This is a genomic window from Rhodococcus sp. NPDC003318 (genome assembly GCF_042879035.1).
Classification (GTDB): Bacteria; Actinomycetota; Actinomycetes; order Mycobacteriales; family Mycobacteriaceae; genus Rhodococcus_G.
Window position 1 is genome coordinate 1 of the sequence record NZ_JBIAOU010000009.1, and the last position, 18,522, is coordinate 18,522.

At 71.2% G+C, this 18,522-nt stretch carries 14 protein-coding genes; 4 read left to right on the forward strand and 10 right to left on the reverse strand.

Annotated features, from left to right (window positions below; translation table 11 throughout):
• Positions 1–430 (reverse strand): NAD(P)/FAD-dependent oxidoreductase (locus ACFYVR_RS15660; protein WP_387474614.1); only part of this gene is annotated, 430 nt, incomplete at its 3' end.
• A 150-nt stretch (positions 431–580) separates the two neighbouring features.
• Between ACFYVR_RS15660 and ACFYVR_RS15665 the strand changes: the two genes are divergently transcribed.
• Positions 581–1,159, forward strand: a complete 579-nt coding sequence (locus ACFYVR_RS15665) for a helix-turn-helix domain-containing protein (protein ID WP_387474616.1) — start codon at positions 581–583, stop codon at positions 1,157–1,159.
• 9 nt (positions 1,160–1,168) lie between these two features.
• Here the strand turns inward: ACFYVR_RS15665 and ACFYVR_RS15670 are convergent, their stop codons facing one another.
• The 5 genes from ACFYVR_RS15670 to ACFYVR_RS15690 form a co-directional block, all read right to left on the reverse strand.
• The gene (locus tag ACFYVR_RS15670) at positions 1,169–1,909 is read right to left on the reverse strand and encodes a hypothetical protein (RefSeq protein ID WP_387474618.1); all 741 of its coding nucleotides are present in this window, start codon (positions 1,907–1,909) and stop codon (positions 1,169–1,171) included.
• Between the two features lie 61 nt (positions 1,910–1,970).
• A complete protein-coding gene (sigM, locus tag ACFYVR_RS15675; RefSeq protein WP_387474620.1) occupies positions 1,971–2,564 on the reverse strand; it encodes an RNA polymerase sigma factor SigM in 594 nt (197 codons plus the stop codon).
• 84 nt (positions 2,565–2,648) lie between these two features.
• The gene (gene murJ / locus ACFYVR_RS15680) at positions 2,649–6,716 is read right to left on the reverse strand and encodes a murein biosynthesis integral membrane protein MurJ (protein ID WP_387474622.1); all 4,068 of its coding nucleotides are present in this window, start codon (positions 6,714–6,716) and stop codon (positions 2,649–2,651) included.
• Positions 6,713–9,067, reverse strand: a complete 2,355-nt coding sequence (locus tag ACFYVR_RS15685; protein WP_387474624.1) for a DUF6049 family protein — start codon at positions 9,065–9,067, stop codon at positions 6,713–6,715. Before ACFYVR_RS15685 ends, murJ begins: the two co-directional genes overlap by 4 nt.
• A complete protein-coding gene (locus ACFYVR_RS15690; protein ID WP_387474998.1) occupies positions 9,064–9,738 on the reverse strand; it encodes an NUDIX hydrolase in 675 nt (224 codons plus the stop codon). The genes ACFYVR_RS15685 and ACFYVR_RS15690 overlap by 4 nt, the downstream gene beginning before the upstream one ends.
• 57 nt (positions 9,739–9,795) lie before the next feature.
• Here ACFYVR_RS15690 and ACFYVR_RS15695 point away from each other — a divergent pair, with 57 nt between their 5' ends.
• Positions 9,796–11,247 carry a CCA tRNA nucleotidyltransferase gene (locus ACFYVR_RS15695; protein ID WP_387474626.1) on the forward strand — a complete coding sequence of 484 codons (1,452 nt, stop codon included), beginning with the start codon at positions 9,796–9,798 and terminating at the stop codon, positions 11,245–11,247.
• Between the two features lie 7 nt (positions 11,248–11,254).
• Here ACFYVR_RS15695 and ACFYVR_RS15700 read toward each other — a convergent pair whose 3' ends face one another.
• Positions 11,255–12,814 (reverse strand): DUF4185 domain-containing protein, encoded by a 1,560-nt coding sequence (locus ACFYVR_RS15700; protein ID WP_387474628.1) that lies wholly within the window; start codon positions 12,812–12,814, stop codon positions 11,255–11,257.
• Between the two features lie 201 nt (positions 12,815–13,015).
• Here ACFYVR_RS15700 and ACFYVR_RS15705 point away from each other — a divergent pair, with 201 nt between their 5' ends.
• Positions 13,016–13,456, forward strand: coding sequence for a VOC family protein (locus ACFYVR_RS15705; RefSeq protein WP_387474630.1), 441 nt, complete (start codon positions 13,016–13,018; stop codon positions 13,454–13,456).
• 58 nt (positions 13,457–13,514) lie between these two features.
• Positions 13,515–14,102, forward strand: a complete 588-nt coding sequence (locus tag ACFYVR_RS15710; RefSeq protein ID WP_387474632.1) for a hypothetical protein — start codon at positions 13,515–13,517, stop codon at positions 14,100–14,102.
• A 56-nt stretch (positions 14,103–14,158) separates the two neighbouring features.
• Here the strand turns inward: ACFYVR_RS15710 and ACFYVR_RS15715 are convergent, their stop codons facing one another.
• From ACFYVR_RS15715 to ACFYVR_RS15725, 3 genes are all read right to left on the reverse strand, one after another.
• Positions 14,159–16,078 carry an FAD-dependent oxidoreductase gene (locus ACFYVR_RS15715; protein ID WP_387474635.1) on the reverse strand — a complete coding sequence of 640 codons (1,920 nt, stop codon included), beginning with the start codon at positions 16,076–16,078 and terminating at the stop codon, positions 14,159–14,161.
• Between the two features lie 151 nt (positions 16,079–16,229).
• Entirely contained in the window at positions 16,230–17,540 is a 1,311-nt protein-coding gene (locus ACFYVR_RS15720) for a hypothetical protein (RefSeq protein ID WP_387474637.1), read from the reverse strand.
• Positions 17,527–18,489 (reverse strand): NAD-dependent epimerase/dehydratase family protein, encoded by a 963-nt coding sequence (locus ACFYVR_RS15725; protein WP_387474639.1) that lies wholly within the window; start codon positions 18,487–18,489, stop codon positions 17,527–17,529. The genes ACFYVR_RS15720 and ACFYVR_RS15725 overlap by 14 nt, the downstream gene beginning before the upstream one ends.
• Positions 18,490–18,522 lie beyond the last annotated feature (33 nt).

Genomic DNA, 18,522 nt, shown 5'->3' on the forward strand with positions numbered 1-18,522 from the left:
AGAAGCCGTCGCAGGTCGCGCAGGCGCTGACGCCGCGGCCCAGCAGCGTCTCCTCACCGGGAACGCCGAGGTAGCGGGCGGCGGCACCCATCGCGAGGATGACGGCGTGGGCGTAGTAGGTCTCGCCGTTCGCGACGACCTTCTTGACCGTCCCCGTCAGCTCGACCTCGTCGACGTCCTCGGTGCGGATGTCGGCGCCGAACCGCTTGGCCTGCTCACGCATCTCGTCCATCAGGTCCGGGCCCATGATGCCCGCCCGGAAACCGGGGAAGTTCTCCACCTCGGTGGTGGTCATCAGGGCGCCACCGAACTGGGTGCCCTCGAACAGCAGCGGCTTCAGTTCGGCGCGGGAGGCGTAGACCGCGGCGGTGTATCCGGCGGGTCCGGAGCCGATGATGATCAGTTCGTGGACCGAGGTCGGAGTAGTCATGCGGGCCTTCCGGGAGGTGGTGGACGTTGTCTCGCTCAACACCAGAGTAGGGGGTGATGTTCCCGCAGCGACGCCGACCGGCGACGAACATCACTTCGGCGGGCGCCGAGGAGGTGGCCCCCGCGGGGCCGATGGTCGACAATGCGGGCGATGAACTCCACCGGATCGGGGGGTCGGCCCCGGAACCCCCGCATCGACGCCGACGTGCTGGCTGCCACCCGCGAACTGCTGCTCGAGGTCGGATTCGACCAGCTCAGCATCCGCGCCGTCGCGGCCCGCGCCGGTGTGAGCCGGGCCGCCATCGGACGCCGATGGGACTCGAAGGGGCAGTTGGTGCTCGACGCAGTGCTCGGAGTGACCCCCGACCTCGCCCCGTTCGAGGGCGCCGACCGGGAGGGCTGGATCCGGTGGGTGGTCACCGGCAGCTCGGAACTGTTCCGGCAACCCGAGGTCAGGGCGGCCGTCCCGGGACTGCTGGCCACGCTCCGCGACCACGACGAGCTGCGGACGACGCTGTGGCGGACCTTCGCCGGACCGGCCGTGGAGCTGTTGCCGGGGCCCGCGTCGACCGGTGGCGGCCCCGGTGACCCGGACACCGCGCGGGCACTGCTCGCCCTCGGCGCCGGAGCCGCGATGTTCCTGTCGCTGATCGCGCCGTCGGAGGACACCGACGAGGTGCGTGCCGCGATCCTGTCGATCCTGCTGCCGGTGGCCGACACCTCGGCGTGAGGGCCGGGTTCAGCCGATGTCGGCGCGAGCCAGGGTTGCGGGATCGTTTGTGCTGCAGGTGGATCCGACCACCAGAGCGGTGATCTTCGGGGCCTGCGGTCCGGCCGTCAGCAGAAGGGTGCCCGCAATCCCGCGGAGTTGAACGGGTCCCGATCCGAGCAGCTGGGTGTCCGCGTCGATTCCGTTGGCGCGCAGGCATTCCGACAACCGGGCAGGATCCGAGAGGCTACCGAGGTCGGTGTTGCCGAGCACGGTCAGTGCCGCGGCGGCGCCCAGGTCGTCACCCAACTGGACCGTCGCCGGATCGGCGAGCACCGCACCGGTCGGGGCGTCCGCGGACCGGTGCGGCTCCTCGGCGCTCGGCCGCAGCAGGGTGACACCGGCGATCGCGAAGACCACGAAGGCGGCAGCGACCGCGGCGGCGACCCGAACCGGGTTGCGCCGCCGGGCCGGCAACTCGCTGACCGATGCACCCGACTCGGCCACCCGTGGAGGCTCGGACTCCAGTGCGCCGCGGATCCTCGCGAGCACGTCGGGCGGAATCGGTGGCGGAGTGGACTGATCCGCGCGCAGCGCGCCGAGCTCGGCGCGGACCCGGTCCAGCGCGGCGAGGGTGTCGCGCGCGGCGGGATCGGCAGAGGCTGCCTCCCACAGGCGGCTCGCCTGCTCGGGGGAAAGCACGTCGCCGTGCAGATCGGCCAGTAGTTCGGGAGTGAACGGGGGGCGAAGCGCGTCACCCTCGGCGACCATGACACCTCCCGGCTGCGATCGATCTCGATTCAATCCTCACACACAACATGCTTCACACGGATTAGACCCCGGGCGCCCGGGTTTGGTTCCGTTCCGGCTTCATGTACTCGAGCTGCTGCGCCAGTTTCACGCGAGCCCGGGAACACCGGCTCTTGACCGTCCCCGCCGGAACGCCGAGCAGTGCGGCGGCCTCCGCCACCGAATGCCCCTCGAGGTCGACGATCACCACCGCTGCGCGCTGCTCCGGAGGCAGCATCGCGAGCGCATCCTCGATCGCCAGGACGGTCTCCCGGTCCGCTATCACGTCCCTGCTGTGCGCGGGCTCGGGATCGTCGTCGCTCAACGGCACGGTCGGCCGGGCCTTGTTGCGCCGGATCCGGTCGAGGCACGCGTTGACCACGATCCGGTGCAGCCAACTCCGCACGGCCGCGTCCTCGCGGAACGACCCGGCGGTGCGGTGCGCGGACAGCAGCGCCTCCTGCAGTGCGTCCGCCGCGTCCTCGGCCGTGTAGCTGGTGCGGCGAGCCGTCTGCCACAGATGGTCCTGATGTCTGCCGAGCAGTTCTGCAAATGCATGCGGGTCCCCAGCCGCATGCGCTGCCAGTAGCTGGGCATCCGTCAACCCCGCTCCGGCGATCCCCCTGTAGATTCGCACGCGCGATGCTAACCGACCGGGGGGTCTCGAGTCATTCGGGCGAGCCGTTGGCCGCGGGGCGGCCGAGGGATTGGCAGACGCGCCCTATCCCGCGGTGAAACCGACTTCCGCGATCGAAGTCTGGTTCTGGCCGCTGTCCGTACCGAGCTTGGTGATCCACACCAGCACCCGGCTGGTGCTGCCGTCCGCGGTCACCGGAATGTCGGTCACACCGTCGACGAGGGTGGCCCGTCCGATGACCTGGGTCTGGTCGAGCGTGGGGCGATCACTCGGCGCGCTGCGGATCTCCACGACGGTGCCCGGGCTCGGCGAGGTGATCGACACCTCGGACAGCCGGGCGGGATCGGTCAGCGTCACGAGCAGACCGACGCCGTTCTTGAAGCTCGGGAACTGCTCGAAGTAGGCGTCGGTGCTCCACTCGGTCTTCGGGTCACCGTCCACGGCGAGGCGGGCCGTCGTCGGATTGTCCGCGGACCCCTGCGGTGAGAACACGGTCGCGCCGGCGGGGGTCACCGGAGTCGGGGCCACCGCGGGCGCGGTGGCCGACGCCGACGCCGGCTCCGATGCGGCGGTGGTCAGGCCGATGTTCTGCTCGGTCAGCGGTTGATCGGAATTGCTGCCCGCGAACAGGTTCGCCAGCCACCAGCCGGCCAGGGCGAGCACGATCACCGTCAGCACCCCGAGTGTGGTCAGGGCGATCAGCATCCGGTTGCTGCGTGCTCGCTGGGACTCGGGATCGGCCTCGTCGGGCAGGCCGGGACCGCCCACGCCGGCCGGGCGCTGCCCGAGACGCAGGGCAGGCATCATGTCGGTCTTCTGGTCGACGACCGACGCCTGGTCGAGGATGTGCTGCACCGTCGCGGCGGTACGGATGCCGCCACCCTGCTCGAGCGCGCGGACCGCGACCGCGGAGATCTCGAACGGAACCTCGGGACGCACGACTCGCGGTTCGATCGGGGCGCCGTCGGAGGTCCGGTCGGCGAGCTTCATGCCGCCGACGGAGTTCACCGGACGGTCGTCGGGTGCCGGCGGCGCCGACCCCGATTCGGGTGCCGGTGCGGGTTCGCCGAGCGGCCAGCGCGCGGTGATCAGCGCGTACAGCATCGCGCCGAGCCCGCGGACGTCGGACGACGCGTCGGCGTCGGCGAGGGTTGCGGGGAACGCGAGGACGGCGTCGCCGTCGGCGGAGATCCGGACGCGGTCCGGGTGGTCGATCGACAGTGCGCCTCCGCCGCGGTGCGCGGCCTCCGCCGCGGACGCGAGCGCGCGAATCGCACGCGCCGCACCGACCGGCGACGGATTCGTGTCCGCCATCTCGCGCAGGGATCGGCCGGGTGTCCACTCGGCGACGACGATGCCGCCGGAGCTGCCACGCACGACGTCGAGGACGCGGGCGAGACCCGGCGAGTTGATGCGGCCCAGCCGCAGCGTTCGGGACAGCACCGCCTGCGGGCCCTCGGTGGCGGAGCTGTCGGCGCCGGCGCGCTGCTCGGCGTCGACAAACGTCAGCGCGACCTCGCGGTCCAGCTTCGTGTCGTGGGCCTGCCAGAACTTCAGGCCACGCGCACCGCCGTGCGGAGCGAGCAGCCGGTAGCGGCCACCCGCAACGGACGCGCCCGCGATCAGCTTCGGGCCGCGCGGTGCGCGGCGCGGCGCGCCACCGTTGCCCTCACCGACACGCAGCGGCGGCAACTGGGGCGAGCCGATCGGAATGACACCGGTGTCGACGGTGAGGTCCCGTTCCCGGCGGACCGGGCGGTCGGCGGCGCGCTTCGCGTCGTCCCTGTCTCCGGGCCTCGACTGGGGTGCGCGCTCTGCCGGGTGGGAGGAAGAGGATTCGGGTGCGCGCGGGGCCGGTGCCGAGGCCTCCACCGTGGAATTGCCGGCCTGGCCGCCGGCAACGTCTTCGTCGCTCACCCTCGCTCCTTCGTGCAGCTCGTTGGAATCGTCCGAGATCGGCGCCCCGGCACGCCGGGGACCAGGGTACGGGAGTTGTCCGCCGTCGCCGCGTTCCACCGGAACACGTCCGATCACCGGGAGCAGTTCGGTCTCGGCCTCGTAGATCGACACCGTGTCCGCGGGGGCGGCGACGCGCTGCTTCGGTGCCCGCCCCAGTACCCGCCTCGCCAGTCGGGAAACGGCCACCGTGCCCGCCACGACCTCGGGGATCCCGGCGATTCTCAGCAGGGTGAACGTCACGCCGAGCATGATCACGGCGCAGATCCCGACCTGTACGAAAGCGCCGGGGCCACCGAACCGGTCACCGAGTTCGTCGAGGCCGAGGAGCCGCTCGATCGTCAGCATCGCGATGCCGCCCGCGACGGAGGCCACGACCACCAGGACGGCGGTCTTGCCGACGTTCACCATCCGCAGCGAGCCGAGGCTGCGGTGCAGCAGCACCCCGCCGATCACCGCCCCGGCGGTGAACCCGAGGCCGTTGGCGACACCGAGCAGGCTGACGACCTGCTGATCGTCCGATGCCACTACCGGCGCGAGCATCGACAGCCCGACCTTCACCCCGGTGATGCCGAGGATGATCCAGGTCGGGGTCCATGCCTGCTCGCGGGCGTAGAACACCCGCAGGTGGATCAGGACGAGGGCGTACGGGATCAACGTGAACGCCGACCAGCTCACGGCGTGGCCGAGGCGTTCGGCGTCGGCGGCTCCGAAGTTGCCGTAGCCGAACAGGGCCTGGCCGACCTGCGGTCCGGCGAAGGTGAGGAACCCGACGACCGGGACCAGCGAGACCATCGTCAACCGGGTTGCCACGGACAGATCGTCGACGACGGCGGGCGTGTTCTCGTCGGCCGCGTTGCGGCTCAGTCGCGGCATGATCGCGGTGAGGACGGTGACGCCGAGAATGCCGTACGGCAACTGCAGCAGCAGCCACGCCTGCTGGTAGATGACCGGACCCGCGGAGTCCACGTTCGCGGCGATGCGGGTGCCGATCATCAGGCCGATCTGACTGATCAGGACGTACAGCACGATCGCGACGCCCATGCCCGCGAACGTCCTGAGGCGATTGTCGATCCCCCACAGCGGTTTGAGGCTGATGCCCTGCCGTCGGATGGCGGGCAGCAGCGTGACGACCTGCACCACGACACCGAGGGTGAATCCGACACCGAGGACGAACAGTCGCGTCGTGGTGACCTGGTCGCCGCCGGGCAGCAGCCAGTACAGACCGAGCACCACCAGCACGGTCAGGTTGTTCAGCACCGGCGCCCACGCCCCGGGCCGGAACACCTGGCGGGTGTTGAGCACGGCCGTCAGCAGCGCGGAGAGCCCGTAGAACAGGATCGCCGGCAGCAGCAGGTACGCGAAGTTGGTCGCGAGCTGGTCGTCGACCTTGCCGTCCTGCGGGAGGAACAGTCTGGTCAGCAGTGGCGCCGCCAGGACGGCGGCGACCGACACGGTGCCCAGCGTCGCGACGGACAGGGTGAACAGCCGCCGGACGAAGGCGGCCCCGTGGTCGTCGTCCTCCTTCTCCGCCCGCACCAGGACCGGCACGACGATCGCGGTCAGGACCGCACCGAGCACCAGCTCGGAGATCATGTTCGGCATCGTGCTGGCGACGGTGAACGAGCTGGCCGCGGCGGCGCCGAGCGACGTCAGCAGGAGCACCTGCTTGAGGAACCCGGTGATCCGGCTGACGAGCGTGGCGATCGCGATCGAGCCGGTCGACGCGATCAGCCTGCGGTTCGAGTTGTCGGGCTCGTACGAGGGCTCGTCGTCGTGCTCGGGTGCCGGCGGGGGTGCCTGACGCCCCTGCGTCGGTGTCGCCGGTGTCCGCGCCGACTGCAGTGCCGCTGTCGGTGCGGACTGCCGTGCCGCGACCCGCGGGTCCGGCTGCGGCGGCAGGTACCGAGGTTCCTGGGGCTGCGGCGGGTACGCGGGTGCCTGCCGTGGGTACGGCTGCGGCGGGTACACCGGAGTCTGCCGGGGATGCGGCTGCGGCGGATACGGACGCTGCGGCGGCTGCTGTGGTCGAGGCGGCACGGGTCCGGGTGCCGCGGCCGGTCGTTCCCACGGCGCCGCGGGCGACTGCCGGTGCTGCGGGCGGTCGGGGCGCGGCCCGCTCGCGGGGTCGGTGCCGACCAACGGCTGCGCCAGCTCCGGGTCGTTGCCCGGTGGTCGTCGCGTGCTGCCCGTCATCGGCCTTCGTACCCTTCGTCCGCCGGATCCGGCTGACCCCGGAACCGGTGCCAGAGCCGGCGTCCAGCAAGCAACAACAGTAGTGCGCCCGCACCGGCGGTGATCAGCGCCAGCACCTTGCCGTACGAATTGGACCGAACGGACACCGACGTCGACTCCCCGAGTTCGCGGCCGTTCGTGGTGGTCAACGCGACGTCGACGACCATCTTGCCGGTCTCGGTGACCTGCGCGGGGACCTGGAGGGCGCGGCTGCCCCGGGCGGGCAGCGGCTGATCGCCGATGTCGGTGATCGTCATGCCCGGCGGCGCCGACAGTCGCAGTCGGACGGTGATCCCGATCGGCAGGTCGTTCCGCGCGACGAAGAGCAGGGGGCTCTGCTCGGAGGCGAGGGTGTACGCGCCGCCCGGTGCCAGGACCGTCACCGAGTCGTAGACCCGGTCGAGTGCCGCGCCGACCTGGGTGACGCGCTGTTCGGCGGCGGCGGTCGCACGGTTCGGATCGCCTTCGCGGCGCCCCGATGTGCTCAGCGCCCGCAGCAGGTCCTCCTCGAGCGGGGCGGTGAACCGATCCGGCGTCAGCGAGGACTGCGGGTCGTACACGAGCGTCTCGGTCAATGCGTCGATCTCCGGCGCCTGCGCCGCGGCCCCCTCGACGACCGCGGCCGGAGCGCCGTCCGGGTCCGCCTGGTCGGGAAGCTCGAGGTCGGCCGCGGGTGGTGTCGCGGCCCGCTCGACCAGCTCGGGCAGCGTGCGTGGCGTCGCCAGCCCCGACCGCAGCAGCGTCGCGACCGTGGACAGCACAGCCCGCGCCTCCTCGCCGTCGGCCGACCACTGTTGCGGCGGCACCAGCGTCAGCGGACGTGGACTGGCGTCGGTCAGGCGTTCGGCCGCGCTGCGGCTCGTCAACGACGTCCAGGTCAGCGCGCCGAGAGCGTCCTGCAGGCGCGCGGTGCGGGAGTCGTCGGCGAGGTCGTAGCGGGCCGACTCGGGGGTGAACGTCGGGGTCTGCGGCGACGACCCGACCGCGGCGAGAGCGGTCGCGGCGGACACGTCGAACAGCGCGGCGTCCAGCGGCCCGCCGTTGTTGCCACCCGCGAGTGGCACCTTCGCCTGCGTGGTCGGTTCGGTGACCGCGTTCGCGGCGAGCAGGGTCACCGGCCCGAGCCCGGGCAGCGTCGTCGCGGCGGGGGGGTCGAGCACTCCGGAATCCGGCCAGGTCAGCCCGCGCAGCGAGGTCACGCCGAGGATCGCGTCGACGATGTCGGCGGGCCGCTCGAGTGCGCGGATCGTCAGTGTCGGGTCGGCGAGGCGGGCCAGCGCGGTCAGATCGGTCTGCGCGAACGGGACGGCAGTGACGCAGAGCCGGGACGCGAGTTGACGGAGCCGGTCGAGCCAGTCGACCGCAGCGCCCTGGCCGGTGCCCGCGCGCGCGGGTCCCGTCGGGTCGGCGGGGTTGTCGACGACGAGATAGTCGCGGGTCATGTTCGCGACGGTGATGAGCAGGTCCGGGTCGACGGCCAGGCACACGCTGTCGGACAGGCGGCGGTCGCGGTCCAGGTCTGCGGAGGTGGCGAACTCGGCGGCGGCGACGAGCTGTTCGAGTCGACCGCCCGGCGCGAGGGAGGTCGCGAGGTCGTCGTCGACGAGGCGGACCGGCTCGTCGGTCGATCCGGGGAGTCCCGCGGCGAGCCGGGGCCGGTCCGCGAGCGGCCAGAGCAGGGTCACCGCCACCGGATCGGTCGTGGACGGGGGAACCGGAGCGGCATCGACGTCGGTGGGATCGCTCGCGCTCGGGTCGCGGGGCAGTCCGAGGACGGGCAGCAGAAAGCGTGCGTCGTCGAGTCGGGCGGTGCCCCCGTACTCGGGTGTGCCGTTGACGTTCACCAGCAGCGGGTACACCCCGGGCTCGTCGATGTGCAGCGACAGGTCGTCCGTCGAGCGCAGCGGCAGCGACAGGGAGAAGGACGTGGACTGCCCGACGTCGAGCCGGTCGTCGACCTCGGTGAACTCGCCGACGATGTCGAACTCGTCCTGGCTGGCCTGCAGTACGGTCCGCAGCCGGTCGGTGGTGTCGACGGCCGGAGCCCGCTGCAACCGGACCTGGAGGTCCTCGACCGGCCGGTCCCCGATGTTGGTGAGGTGACCGGTGACCGTCACGTCCGGGGAGCTCGACGTGGTGACGGTGCTCGGCGACACCGTGTCGACGGACAGCGCGACGAACTGCTGCGGCGAGCCACCGGGCGCCGGGGTGGTGGTCTGGGCGGCGGCGACGGACGCGGTGTGTGCGAGCGGTGCGGCCACGGCCAGTGCGGTCAGGGTCGTCGCGGCGAGGCGACGCAGGGCCTTCCTCATCCGTTCTCTCGGGTCCTGTCGCCGAGGGGACGGTCCGGATCGGCGGGGTGGCTTCCGGTGTGCTCGTCGAGGTTCCCGCCCTCGGACAGGCGGGCGATCAGCTCCCCGGCGACCTCCGCGAGCCGGCGCTCGTCGGCGTAGGCGAGCCGCGATTCGAGTTCGGACAGGGGCACCCACGCGACCTCGGTGACCTCGACGTCCTCGTCGGACAGCTCCCCACCCTGGAAGCGCAGCAGGTAGTGGTGCACGGTCTTGTGGACGCGCCGGCCCTCGGTGACGAACCAGTAGTCGATGCTGCCGAGGGACGCGAGGACCGTGCCCCGGATGCCGGTCTCCTCGGCGACCTCGCGGATCGCGGTCTCCTCCGCGGTCTCGCCCTGCTCGATGTGCCCCTTCGGCAGCGACCACAACAGCCGCCCGCGGCGGTCGGTGCGTCCGATCAGTGCGGCGGACTGCTTCTCCACGGGGCCGTCGAGACCGTCGACGACGAGGCCGCCCGCGGACGTTTCGCGGACCGTGCGCATCCGCGGGTTGGTGCGGTCACCGTGCGCGCCGCGACGCCGCGGGTTGCGGCGACTGCGATTGGCGCGTTCGGCAGGAGACACCCAATCGATACTAGTTGTCTCCACAGGGTCACCGACGCGTCCCACACCGGCGGCGGTCCGGGGGATCGTCGCGGCGCCGCTCCCGGCTCGGCGGGTGGCACGGCATCGGTAAGCTGCACAGTCGTGGTTTCCCCAACTCCCGACGTCGAACGTCGTTCCCGGCTGCTGGCGGCCGCCTCCGTGACCCTGCGTGGTCTCGCGGACGTGCTGACCCCGCTCGGGGAGCGGTTCGCCGCCGCCGGTCACGAGCTGTACCTCGTCGGAGGCAGCGTGCGGGATGCGGTTCTCGGCCGCCTGGGAACCGATCTGGACTTCACCACCGATGCCCGCCCCGAGCAGGTTCAGGCCCTGTTGAAGGGTTGGGCCGACAACCAGTGGGACACCGGCATCGCGTTCGGGACGATCAGCGCCGCGAAGGACGACCAGCAGATCGAGATCACCACGTTCCGCACCGACGCCTACGACGGGGTGACGCGCAATCCGGAGGTCCGGTACGGGACCAGCCTGGACGAGGATCTGGTGCGCCGCGACTTCACGGTCAACGCGATGGCCGTCCGGATCGGCGCCGGGGGCGAGCAGGAGTTCGTCGACCCGCTCGGCGGGATGGACGCACTGCTCGCCGGTGTCCTCGACACCCCGGCCGCCCCGGAGATCTCGTTCAACGACGATCCGCTGCGGATGCTGCGGGCCGCGCGGTTCGTCTCCCAGCTCGGGTTCTCCCCGGCGCCGCGGGTGCACGACGCGATTGTGGCGATGGCCGACCAGATCGACCGCATCACCGCCGAGCGGGTCCGCGCCGAGCTCGACAAGCTGATCCTCGGCGAGTACCCCGTCGAGGGCATCGACGTGATGTGCGAGACCGGCCTGGCGGAGCGGGTGATCCCGGAGATCCCGGCGATGCGGTTGGAGATCGACGAGCACCACCAGCACAAGGACGTCTACCAGCATTCGCTGACGGTGCTGCAGCAGGCGATCGACCTCGAGGACGGCGACCCCGACCTGGTGTTGCGTTGGGCGGCGATCCTGCACGACATCGGCAAGCCGGGCACCAAGCGCAACGAGCCGGGCGGCGGCGTCAGCTTCCACCACCACGAGGTGGTCGGCGCGAAGCTGGTGCGCAAGCGGATGCGGGCGTTGAAGTACTCGAAGCAGATGGTCGAGGACGTCTCGCACCTGGTGTTCCTGCACCTGCGTTTCCACGGGTACGGCGACGGGCAGTGGACGGACTCGGCGGTGCGCCGTTACGTCACCGACGCCGGTGAGATGCTGCCGAGGCTGCACAAGCTGGTCCGCGCGGACTGCACCACCCGCAACAAGCGCCGGGCATCACGTCTGCAGGCCACCTACGACGATCTCGAGAGCCGCATCGTGCGGATCGCGGAGCAGGAGGACCTGGCGCGGGTACGCCCGGATCTCGACGGCAACTCGATCATGGCGCTGCTCGGTCTCAAGCCGGGACCGGACGTGGGGCGGGCGTGGACGTTCCTCAAGGAACTGCGCCTCGACCGCGGTCCCCTCTCCCGCGACGAGGCGGAGGCCGAGTTGCTGGCGTGGTGGGCGTCGCAGCCGCACTGACCGCCGCTCAGCCGCCGAGTTCGGCCCGCACGAGATAGACGTTGTAGCTGTCCCACTCCGACATCGTGAAGTAGAGGTCGTCCGCGGTGGACCACGGGTGGATGAAGCCGCCGTACATCTTCGGGTAGTCGGCGGAGCGCACGAGCGGGACGCCGGCGGTCCAGGTGCCCTGCGGGCTCGTGGCCTGCCGCAGGACGACGGCGCCGGCGACGGTGTCGAGGTAGCTCATCTGCCACAGGCCACGGGATTCGTCGTAGCGCACCGACAGTTCGGCGGCGGTGTCGCGCACGATCGGCGTCGGCCGCGACTCCCCCACCGGCGTCCACTGCCCGTCCACCCAGTACTGGTAGGCGGTCTTGTTGAGCAGCTGGTCCTTCGGCGTCCTGGCGACGGCGACGCTGCCGAGGCGGCCGTTGGGTGTGCCGAACAGGTACACGTGATCGCCCGCGGGGACCATGCCGGCGACCTGGAAGTTGTTGAGGCCGAAGATGTTCTCCCACCGGGCGTACGGGTCCTTGGTCCACGTCGACCCGTCGTCGTCCGAGTAGGCGATGCCGCCGTAGTTCGTGTACCACATGCCGGGGACGATGCTCCAGCGCCGGACCGACATGTAGCTCAGGTACTGCCGCTCGCCGATCGCGAAGCCCGAGGTCGGGATGGTGGTGGTCTCCCAGTTCTTGATCTTGCGGCTGCCGAGGATCTCGGCGGCGTGGCATCGGCTGTCCTGCACCATCGAGTCGATGGTGAGCCCGTCCGACAGGTCGGTGTCGGTGCTGTGCCCGAGGACGTTGGACCGCCAGTCGTCGCCGTTGGCGCCGGGCGGCGCCCAGTCGGCGCCGAAGGTGTCGCCGAACACGATCGACACCTCACCGGGCTTGGACTCCCACGTGATCCCGAGGTCGGTTCCGTCGACCTGCCAGCGCTTGTCGGTCCGGTTGATCGACCCCGGTCCGGTCAGCTGGGCGACCAGCGTCGTCGCGCCGACGGTCGCGGCGGGTGGTGCGGCCGTCACGGGTGCCGGCTCGACCGGGGGTGCCTCGGGAGCCGGCGCGGGCGGAAGTGGTTGCGCCGGGCCGGGAACGGGGATCGGGATGGGCTCGATGTCGGGCGCGATCGAGAACCGCGGGACCGACGAGTCGTCGGATCCGGTGGACCCGAACGAGGATCCCGAGGACGACGACCCCGAGGACGACGACCCCGAAGACCCGGAGCCGCCGGCCGACCCGGACGACCCGGAGCCGTCGGGACTCTCGGGCGCCGGGTCGGTCAGGTCGGGGCACGGGTCGGCGCAGGGGTCGGCGGGCAGCGGATCCTGCGCAACCCGCGTCCGGTCCTGTGGCGGGTCGGGCACGGGCACGGTGACGAGCTGCGGCCACGGATACCGGATGTCGATGTTGCCGGGCAGCGGGGAGCCCCCGGCATCGGCGACGGCCGACGGGTCGAATCCGGTTTCGCCGCATGCATTGATCGGTGCGCCCGGCGCCGCGCTCGCGGGCGGTGCGGCCACGATCGACCCGGACACGGTGACGGCAAGAGCGCCCAGCGACACTGCGATACGGCGGTACATCGAGTCCCCTCGTGGTCCCCGGTCGGATCGGACCGACCGTCCGGTCAATCTAACAGCGGGACAACCGGCCTTCTCGTCACGTCGTGCGTTCGGTGGACGGGTCGGGCGGGCTGTCCGAGCCTTCCGACTGCACGAACACGTTCGGGATCGTGGGCCCCGTCCGGGCACGGAATCGGCAGGACACCGTGAAGGATGGGCCCCATGGCACACGTACAACGGTTCGACCACGTCGGGATCACCGTCGCGGACCTCGACTCGGTGACGGCGTTCTTCGTCGGACTGGGTCTCGAGGTGGAGGGCACCGGATCCGTGCAGGGCGAGTTCGTCGAGACGGTCTGCGGAATCCCCGGCGCGCACTGCGAGATCGTCATGCTGCGGCCGCCCGGCGGCGGGTCCCGGATCGAGCTCTCGAGCTTCGTCACGCCCGACCACGTGCCCGGATCGCCGACGGCGATGGCCAACGAGCTCGGGTTGCGCAACGTGTCCTTCGAGGTCGGCGACCTCCGGGCGGCCGTAGACGCGGTGGCCGCAGACGGATACGGGCTCGTCGGCGGCATCGGCGAGTACGAGAACAGCGTGCGGATGGCCTACGTGCGTGGGCCCGAAGGGATCATCGTGTCCCTGTTCGAGCAGATCGGCTGACCGCGCGTCACCTGTCGATCCGTCGGAACCGGGCACCGACTCGCGGCGTCCTACACGTATGGACCTGGTGGAGTACGGATTCGGGACGGGCGTCGGCGAGGTGCAGATCTGGGAGTCGCCGCCGGACCTCGACCTGGGCGGTGCGGGTGGTGTCGACGCCGTCGCCCTCGACTTCGACGGCGACGGGTGGCGTGACGACGCGCTGTGGGACCGCGACGGCGACGGCCGTGCGGATGTGTCGGTCCTCGACGTGGGGGCGGACACGGTGCGGTACTTCACCGATCCCGACGGTCACGGGACCTGGGCGGTGGAGGTGCCGTACCCGGACGCGCAGACGGGTCCCGCATCGGTCGCCGGGCACGTGTCCGCTCTCGAAACCGTTGCTGCCGAATCGGACTCGGGTCGGTGGGCGCCGGTGGACTTCACCGATGACGGTTCCACGGACGACACGGCGGTGGACACGGACGGCGACGGTGTGCCCAACGCCGTCGTCGTGTCCCGCGGCGCCGCCGCGGAACTGTTCGTCGACTCGGACGACGACGGGACGATGGATCTGCGGCTGGTCGACTCGGACGGCGACGGACGGGTGGATCGCCGCGCGGACTCGGTGGTCGATCGCGACGCGGAGTCGGTGGTCGAGCACTGACGCGGACGGGACGCCGTGGCGCCCCGTCCGCCTGTGGTGACCCGGAGCGTGTGCCCCTACGAGCCGGTGCTGCCGGTGATCAGGCTGCTGCCCGCCACGCTGCCCTGACTGCTGCCGGTGAACAGGCCGCTGCTGCCGCCCTCACTGCTGCCGGGCGGGTTCGCGGTCGGCGGATACCGCCGGTCGACGATGTCGAAGGCGTTGGGTTGCCCGGCCCGGTACAGCGCGACGTCCGCGGCCTTGAACGGTTCCCACAGCAGCTGTCGGAACCGCGGGCTGATCTCGGCCGGGGCGTGGGCCGAACCGGAGGCGTGCAGGACGGCGTTCGCCGCGAGCCGTCCACCCTCGTTGGCGCTCTCCATCGACGAGACGTTCATCTGCGTCTTGATCCAGTCGCCGGCGAGGAACAGGTTGTCGATCGCGGTCGTCGCGTCGGGCCGGTCGTACCAGGATCCGGGGTTCTGGATGAAGATCGGGTCGTTGTAGGCGACCTGCGGGGTACCGGCGCCGGTCAGAGCCGGGTCGATCATCCACGAGTGGAGCATGTCGTCGGTGAGCCGCACACCGCCCTTGCCGTGGACGTGGGCCTTGATCTGCGCCCAGGACTCCCGAGCGATCTCCTCGAGGGTGGACTGGCGCGCGGTCTTCCCGTTGAGGGTGCCCGGTACGTCGAATTCCGAGACGATTGCGGACAGCACGTCCTCGACGGTCCCGTCGCCGTACGTGGTGAGGGGCCGTTTCCATACCTGTGCCTCGCTGATCGAGGTCAGCGACCACGGCGAGTCGACGTACGAGATGTGCCCGTTGACGATGTCGGCGCGTTCCTTCAGGAAGAACTGCAGTCCGACCATCCAGGCGTTCTGCAGTCGGTGGACGCCGGCCAGGGTGGGGTCGGCGGCGAGGATGTCGTCGGACAGGATCGCGCCGAACTTCTCCAGCGGGATCGCGGAGACGAAGTGGTCGGCCTCGACGGTCTGCGGTGCACCGGAACTCAGGGTGACGGTCGCGGACCGGATACCGGTGCCGTCGAGGGTGAGCGACGACAGCCGGGCCCCGGTGTGGAACTCGACACCGAGGGACCGCAGGTGCGCGATCCACGGATCGATCCACGCCTCGCTGGTGGGCCCGTTGAGTACCCGATCGTTGCCGCGGTCGTCGTTGTCGTTGTTGATCCCGAGCAAGGACCAGACGTACTCCTCGCCGACCAGCCCGATGGAGTGGGCGCTGCAGTTCGCGGACTTCGTAGCGACCAGCGACTTGATGAAGCCGTCGCCGAGGAAGCGGTTGTACTCGGGTGACGAGTTCTCCAGCTTCGCGAAGTCGGTCCACGTCATGTACTCCCACTGGCCGAGCTTGCGTTCGTCGCAGCTGGTGACGTACACGACGAGCCGTTCCGCCGCGAACAGCGCCTCGTGGGGTGGCAGCCGGAAGAGGGTCTGGAAGACAGCAACGCAGGAGTCGATGAACTGCTGGACCGACATCGGTGGCTGCGAGAAGGGCAGTGGAAGCGGGAGCGGGATGGTCAGGTTGGCGCGGTCCTGCCCGGCGATCATCGCGGCGTTGAGCCGGACGAGGTTGTCCCACACTCCGTTCCTGTTACCGGGGAAGGGGATTCGTCTCAGCGTGTCCGGAAGGTTGTGATAAAAGCCGAAGAAGCTCCGGAATCCGTGCTCGCCGGGAAGTGGTACCGCCCCGGAATCGGGTGCGTAGATGCTGCGCGTCTTGCCGCCGAACGCGTCGAGTGCCTCGTACACCGTGACCCCGAAGCCGCGTTCGGCCAGTTCGTGGGCGACGGTCAGGCCCGCCGGCCCGGCGCCGAAGACGGCGACCCGTTTGCCGGACGGTGACGGTGCGGTGCGTGCCCCCGCCGCTCCGGCCCGTCCGGGGCCGAGTGCGGTGAGCGCGCCCGCGGCCACAACCCCCGTCGCCGCGTGTTGCAGAAACTTCCGTCGAGATTGATGTCCCCCGAATGTCATCGAACCTCACAGTGCTCGGAGCGGCCAGAAGATCGGTCCGCTCAGGATCGGATACCGCATTTGGCGATAACAAGTTAACGCCAATTCTCCCCGGATGGAATAGCCTTCTGCCCCGCAATGTGGGACGAGCCGCGGAAATGTGCCCCGGTGTTCAGGACTGTCGACGGGAGTTGGCGCCGACGGCGACGAGTCCCAGCGCGTACACCGCGGCGCCGGCGAACACCAGGCCCGGGGTGTCGCCGTCGGGAGCGACGACGGTCGCGGCCACGGCGAGGGCGGCGAGGAACGCGATGTTGAAGACGGTGTCCTGGAGCGCGAACACCTGACCGCGCCGGGCGTCGTCGATGTCGATCTGCATCGCCGCGTCGCCGGTGAGCTTGACCGTCTGGCCGGCGACGCCGAGCAGGAACGCCCCGATCAGCAGGGCGCCCTGCGTCAGGGTCGCGATGAACGTCACCTGGACGACGAAAGCCGTTGTCAGACCGAGAACCACGGTGCGGGTGCGGCCGATGCGCGGGATCAGCAGCGGGGTGGCCACCGCGGCGAGCAGCATGCCTGCGGCGGTGGCGCCGACCGCGACCCCGAAGCCGGCGAGCCCGGCGGGCATGGCGTCGTCCGAGGTGGGGGCGCGCAGCAACAGCACCATGATCAGGGTGTCGATGCCGAACACGACTCGGTGTGCGCCGATGCCGATCATCGCCGTGGTCACCCCGGGGGCCTGCCACACCGCAGTGGCCCCGACTCGCAGGCCGGCGGCGACCGCCCGCACCGTGTCTGCTCCCGTCCCGGCGGTGGCCGTTCGGGTGCCGGGTCCGAGGCGTTGCGCCGCGAATCCGGCCGCCGCGACGGCGCCGACGAGAGACCCGAGTGCCGCGACCGCGACCGCGACACCCGAGCTGCGGTCACTGCTGCCGAGGATCCCGATCACCGTGACCGCCGCGCCCGCGCCCGCCGCCGAGACGCCGGACCCGACCGTAGCGAGAACGGAATTGGTTGACACCAGCCAGGATTGGCGGACCACATGGGGCAGGGAGGCGGACACCCCCGCGAGGACGAAGCGGCTGACCCCGACGGACGCGAGAGCGAGAAGCAGAATCGGAGTGTTCGGTGCACCGACCAGCAGGCAGACCGAGGTCGCCAGAATGAAGGTGCCCCGCAACAGGTTTGCCCACTTCAGGACGGCGCGCCGGTCCCAGCGGTCGAGGAGGGCGCCGGCGAACGGGCCGATCACCGAGTACGGCAGCAGCAGTACTGCGAACCCGGCGGCGATGGCGAGCGGGTCGGTGTGCCGCTCGGGGTTGAACAGGATCGCGCCGCCGAGGGCCGCCTGGAACATGCCGTCGCCGAACTGGCTGGCGAAGCGAACGGTGACGAGCCGGCCCAGGCCGGGCGTCGCCCGGATCGCGTGCAGCAGCCGCCGGTGGGCGCCTCCTGCGTCCTGAGTCTCGTCAGTTCTGCCCACCGCCGGACCCTACCGCGACCGGCGTGGCCAGCCGCTTCCGCCACCACGCGACGGTCGTGGCCATCGCCTCGGGCAGCGGGGTCGGCGTCAGGCCCAGCTGCCGTTCGCTGTGGGTCGAGTCCATCACGAACGGACGCTCGAACTGGTACAGCATCTCCGCGAGCTCCCGCGTCGGCCCGTGCACCCGGCCGAGAGTCCGCAGCGCCCACCCCGGCAGCACCCCGATCCCGGGGTCCGCGATGCCGGCGGCGTCGGCGACGGCCTGCACCATCTGCCGCTGCGTCACCGCCGGTCCGGTCGGGGCGTGCAGCACGGTGTTCCACAGCGCGCGGTCGTCGGCCGCGGCGATCATCGCGGCGGCGAGGTCGGGAACGTAGGTGAACGAGTGCGGGACGTCGGGCGAACCCATCACGCGGACCGTGCGGCCGGCCAGGACCGCCGAGACCATCCGCTCCCCACCGTGCGCCGTCAGCACGCGCGGACCGAAGAAGTCGGACGCGGCGACGCTGACCGTCGGGGTCGCGGATCGTTCGCGGGCCCGGAGGAGCTCGGCCCGGACCCCGGGCTTGCCGATGGTGGCGGTGCGCGGGGTCGACTCGGTGATGGGGCCGTCGACGGGCCCGTACGCGTACAGGCTCTCCGGGAACACCACGACGGCGCCGGCGCGGCCCGCGGCGGCGAGCACGGCGGCCTCGGTGCCGGGCAGTTCGCGTCGCCAGGCCGCGGCCGAGTACGCGGAGCCGTGGGTGCAGTGGAACACCGACGCCGCGCCGTCCAGTGCGTCGTCGAGTGCGCCGGGCACCGAGACGTCGACGCGGCGGCGTTCGATCGCGGGGTGGTCGGGTCCGGAGCCGGAGCGGGTGAGCAGCAGGACGCGGCCGCCGCGGTCGGCGAGCCGGGTGGCAACGGTCCAGCCGACGGGACCGGCACCGGTGACGACGTGGTACATGGGGTTCTCCTCTGGTCGGGGGCTCTCGTCGAT

Excerpts from the sequence above, each read along its gene's own strand:
- ACFYVR_RS15665 (WP_387474616.1), top strand. The coding sequence starts at position 581 with ATGAACTCCACCGGATCGGGGGGTCGGCCCCGGAACCCCCGCATCGAC.
- ACFYVR_RS15670 (WP_387474618.1), bottom strand. The coding sequence starts at position 1,909 with ATGGTCGCCGAGGGTGACGCGCTTCGCCCCCCGTTCACTCCCGAACTA.
- murJ (WP_387474622.1), bottom strand. The coding sequence starts at position 6,716 with ATGACGGGCAGCACGCGACGACCACCGGGCAACGACCCGGAGCTGGCG.
- ACFYVR_RS15685 (WP_387474624.1), bottom strand. The coding sequence starts at position 9,067 with ATGAGGAAGGCCCTGCGTCGCCTCGCCGCGACGACCCTGACCGCACTG.
- ACFYVR_RS15700 (WP_387474628.1), bottom strand. The coding sequence starts at position 12,814 with ATGTACCGCCGTATCGCAGTGTCGCTGGGCGCTCTTGCCGTCACCGTG.
- ACFYVR_RS15705 (WP_387474630.1), top strand. The coding sequence starts at position 13,016 with ATGGCACACGTACAACGGTTCGACCACGTCGGGATCACCGTCGCGGAC.
- ACFYVR_RS15710 (WP_387474632.1), top strand. The coding sequence starts at position 13,515 with ATGGACCTGGTGGAGTACGGATTCGGGACGGGCGTCGGCGAGGTGCAG.
- ACFYVR_RS15715 (WP_387474635.1), bottom strand. The coding sequence starts at position 16,078 with ATGACATTCGGGGGACATCAATCTCGACGGAAGTTTCTGCAACACGCG.
- ACFYVR_RS15725 (WP_387474639.1), bottom strand. The coding sequence starts at position 18,489 with ATGTACCACGTCGTCACCGGTGCCGGTCCCGTCGGCTGGACCGTTGCC.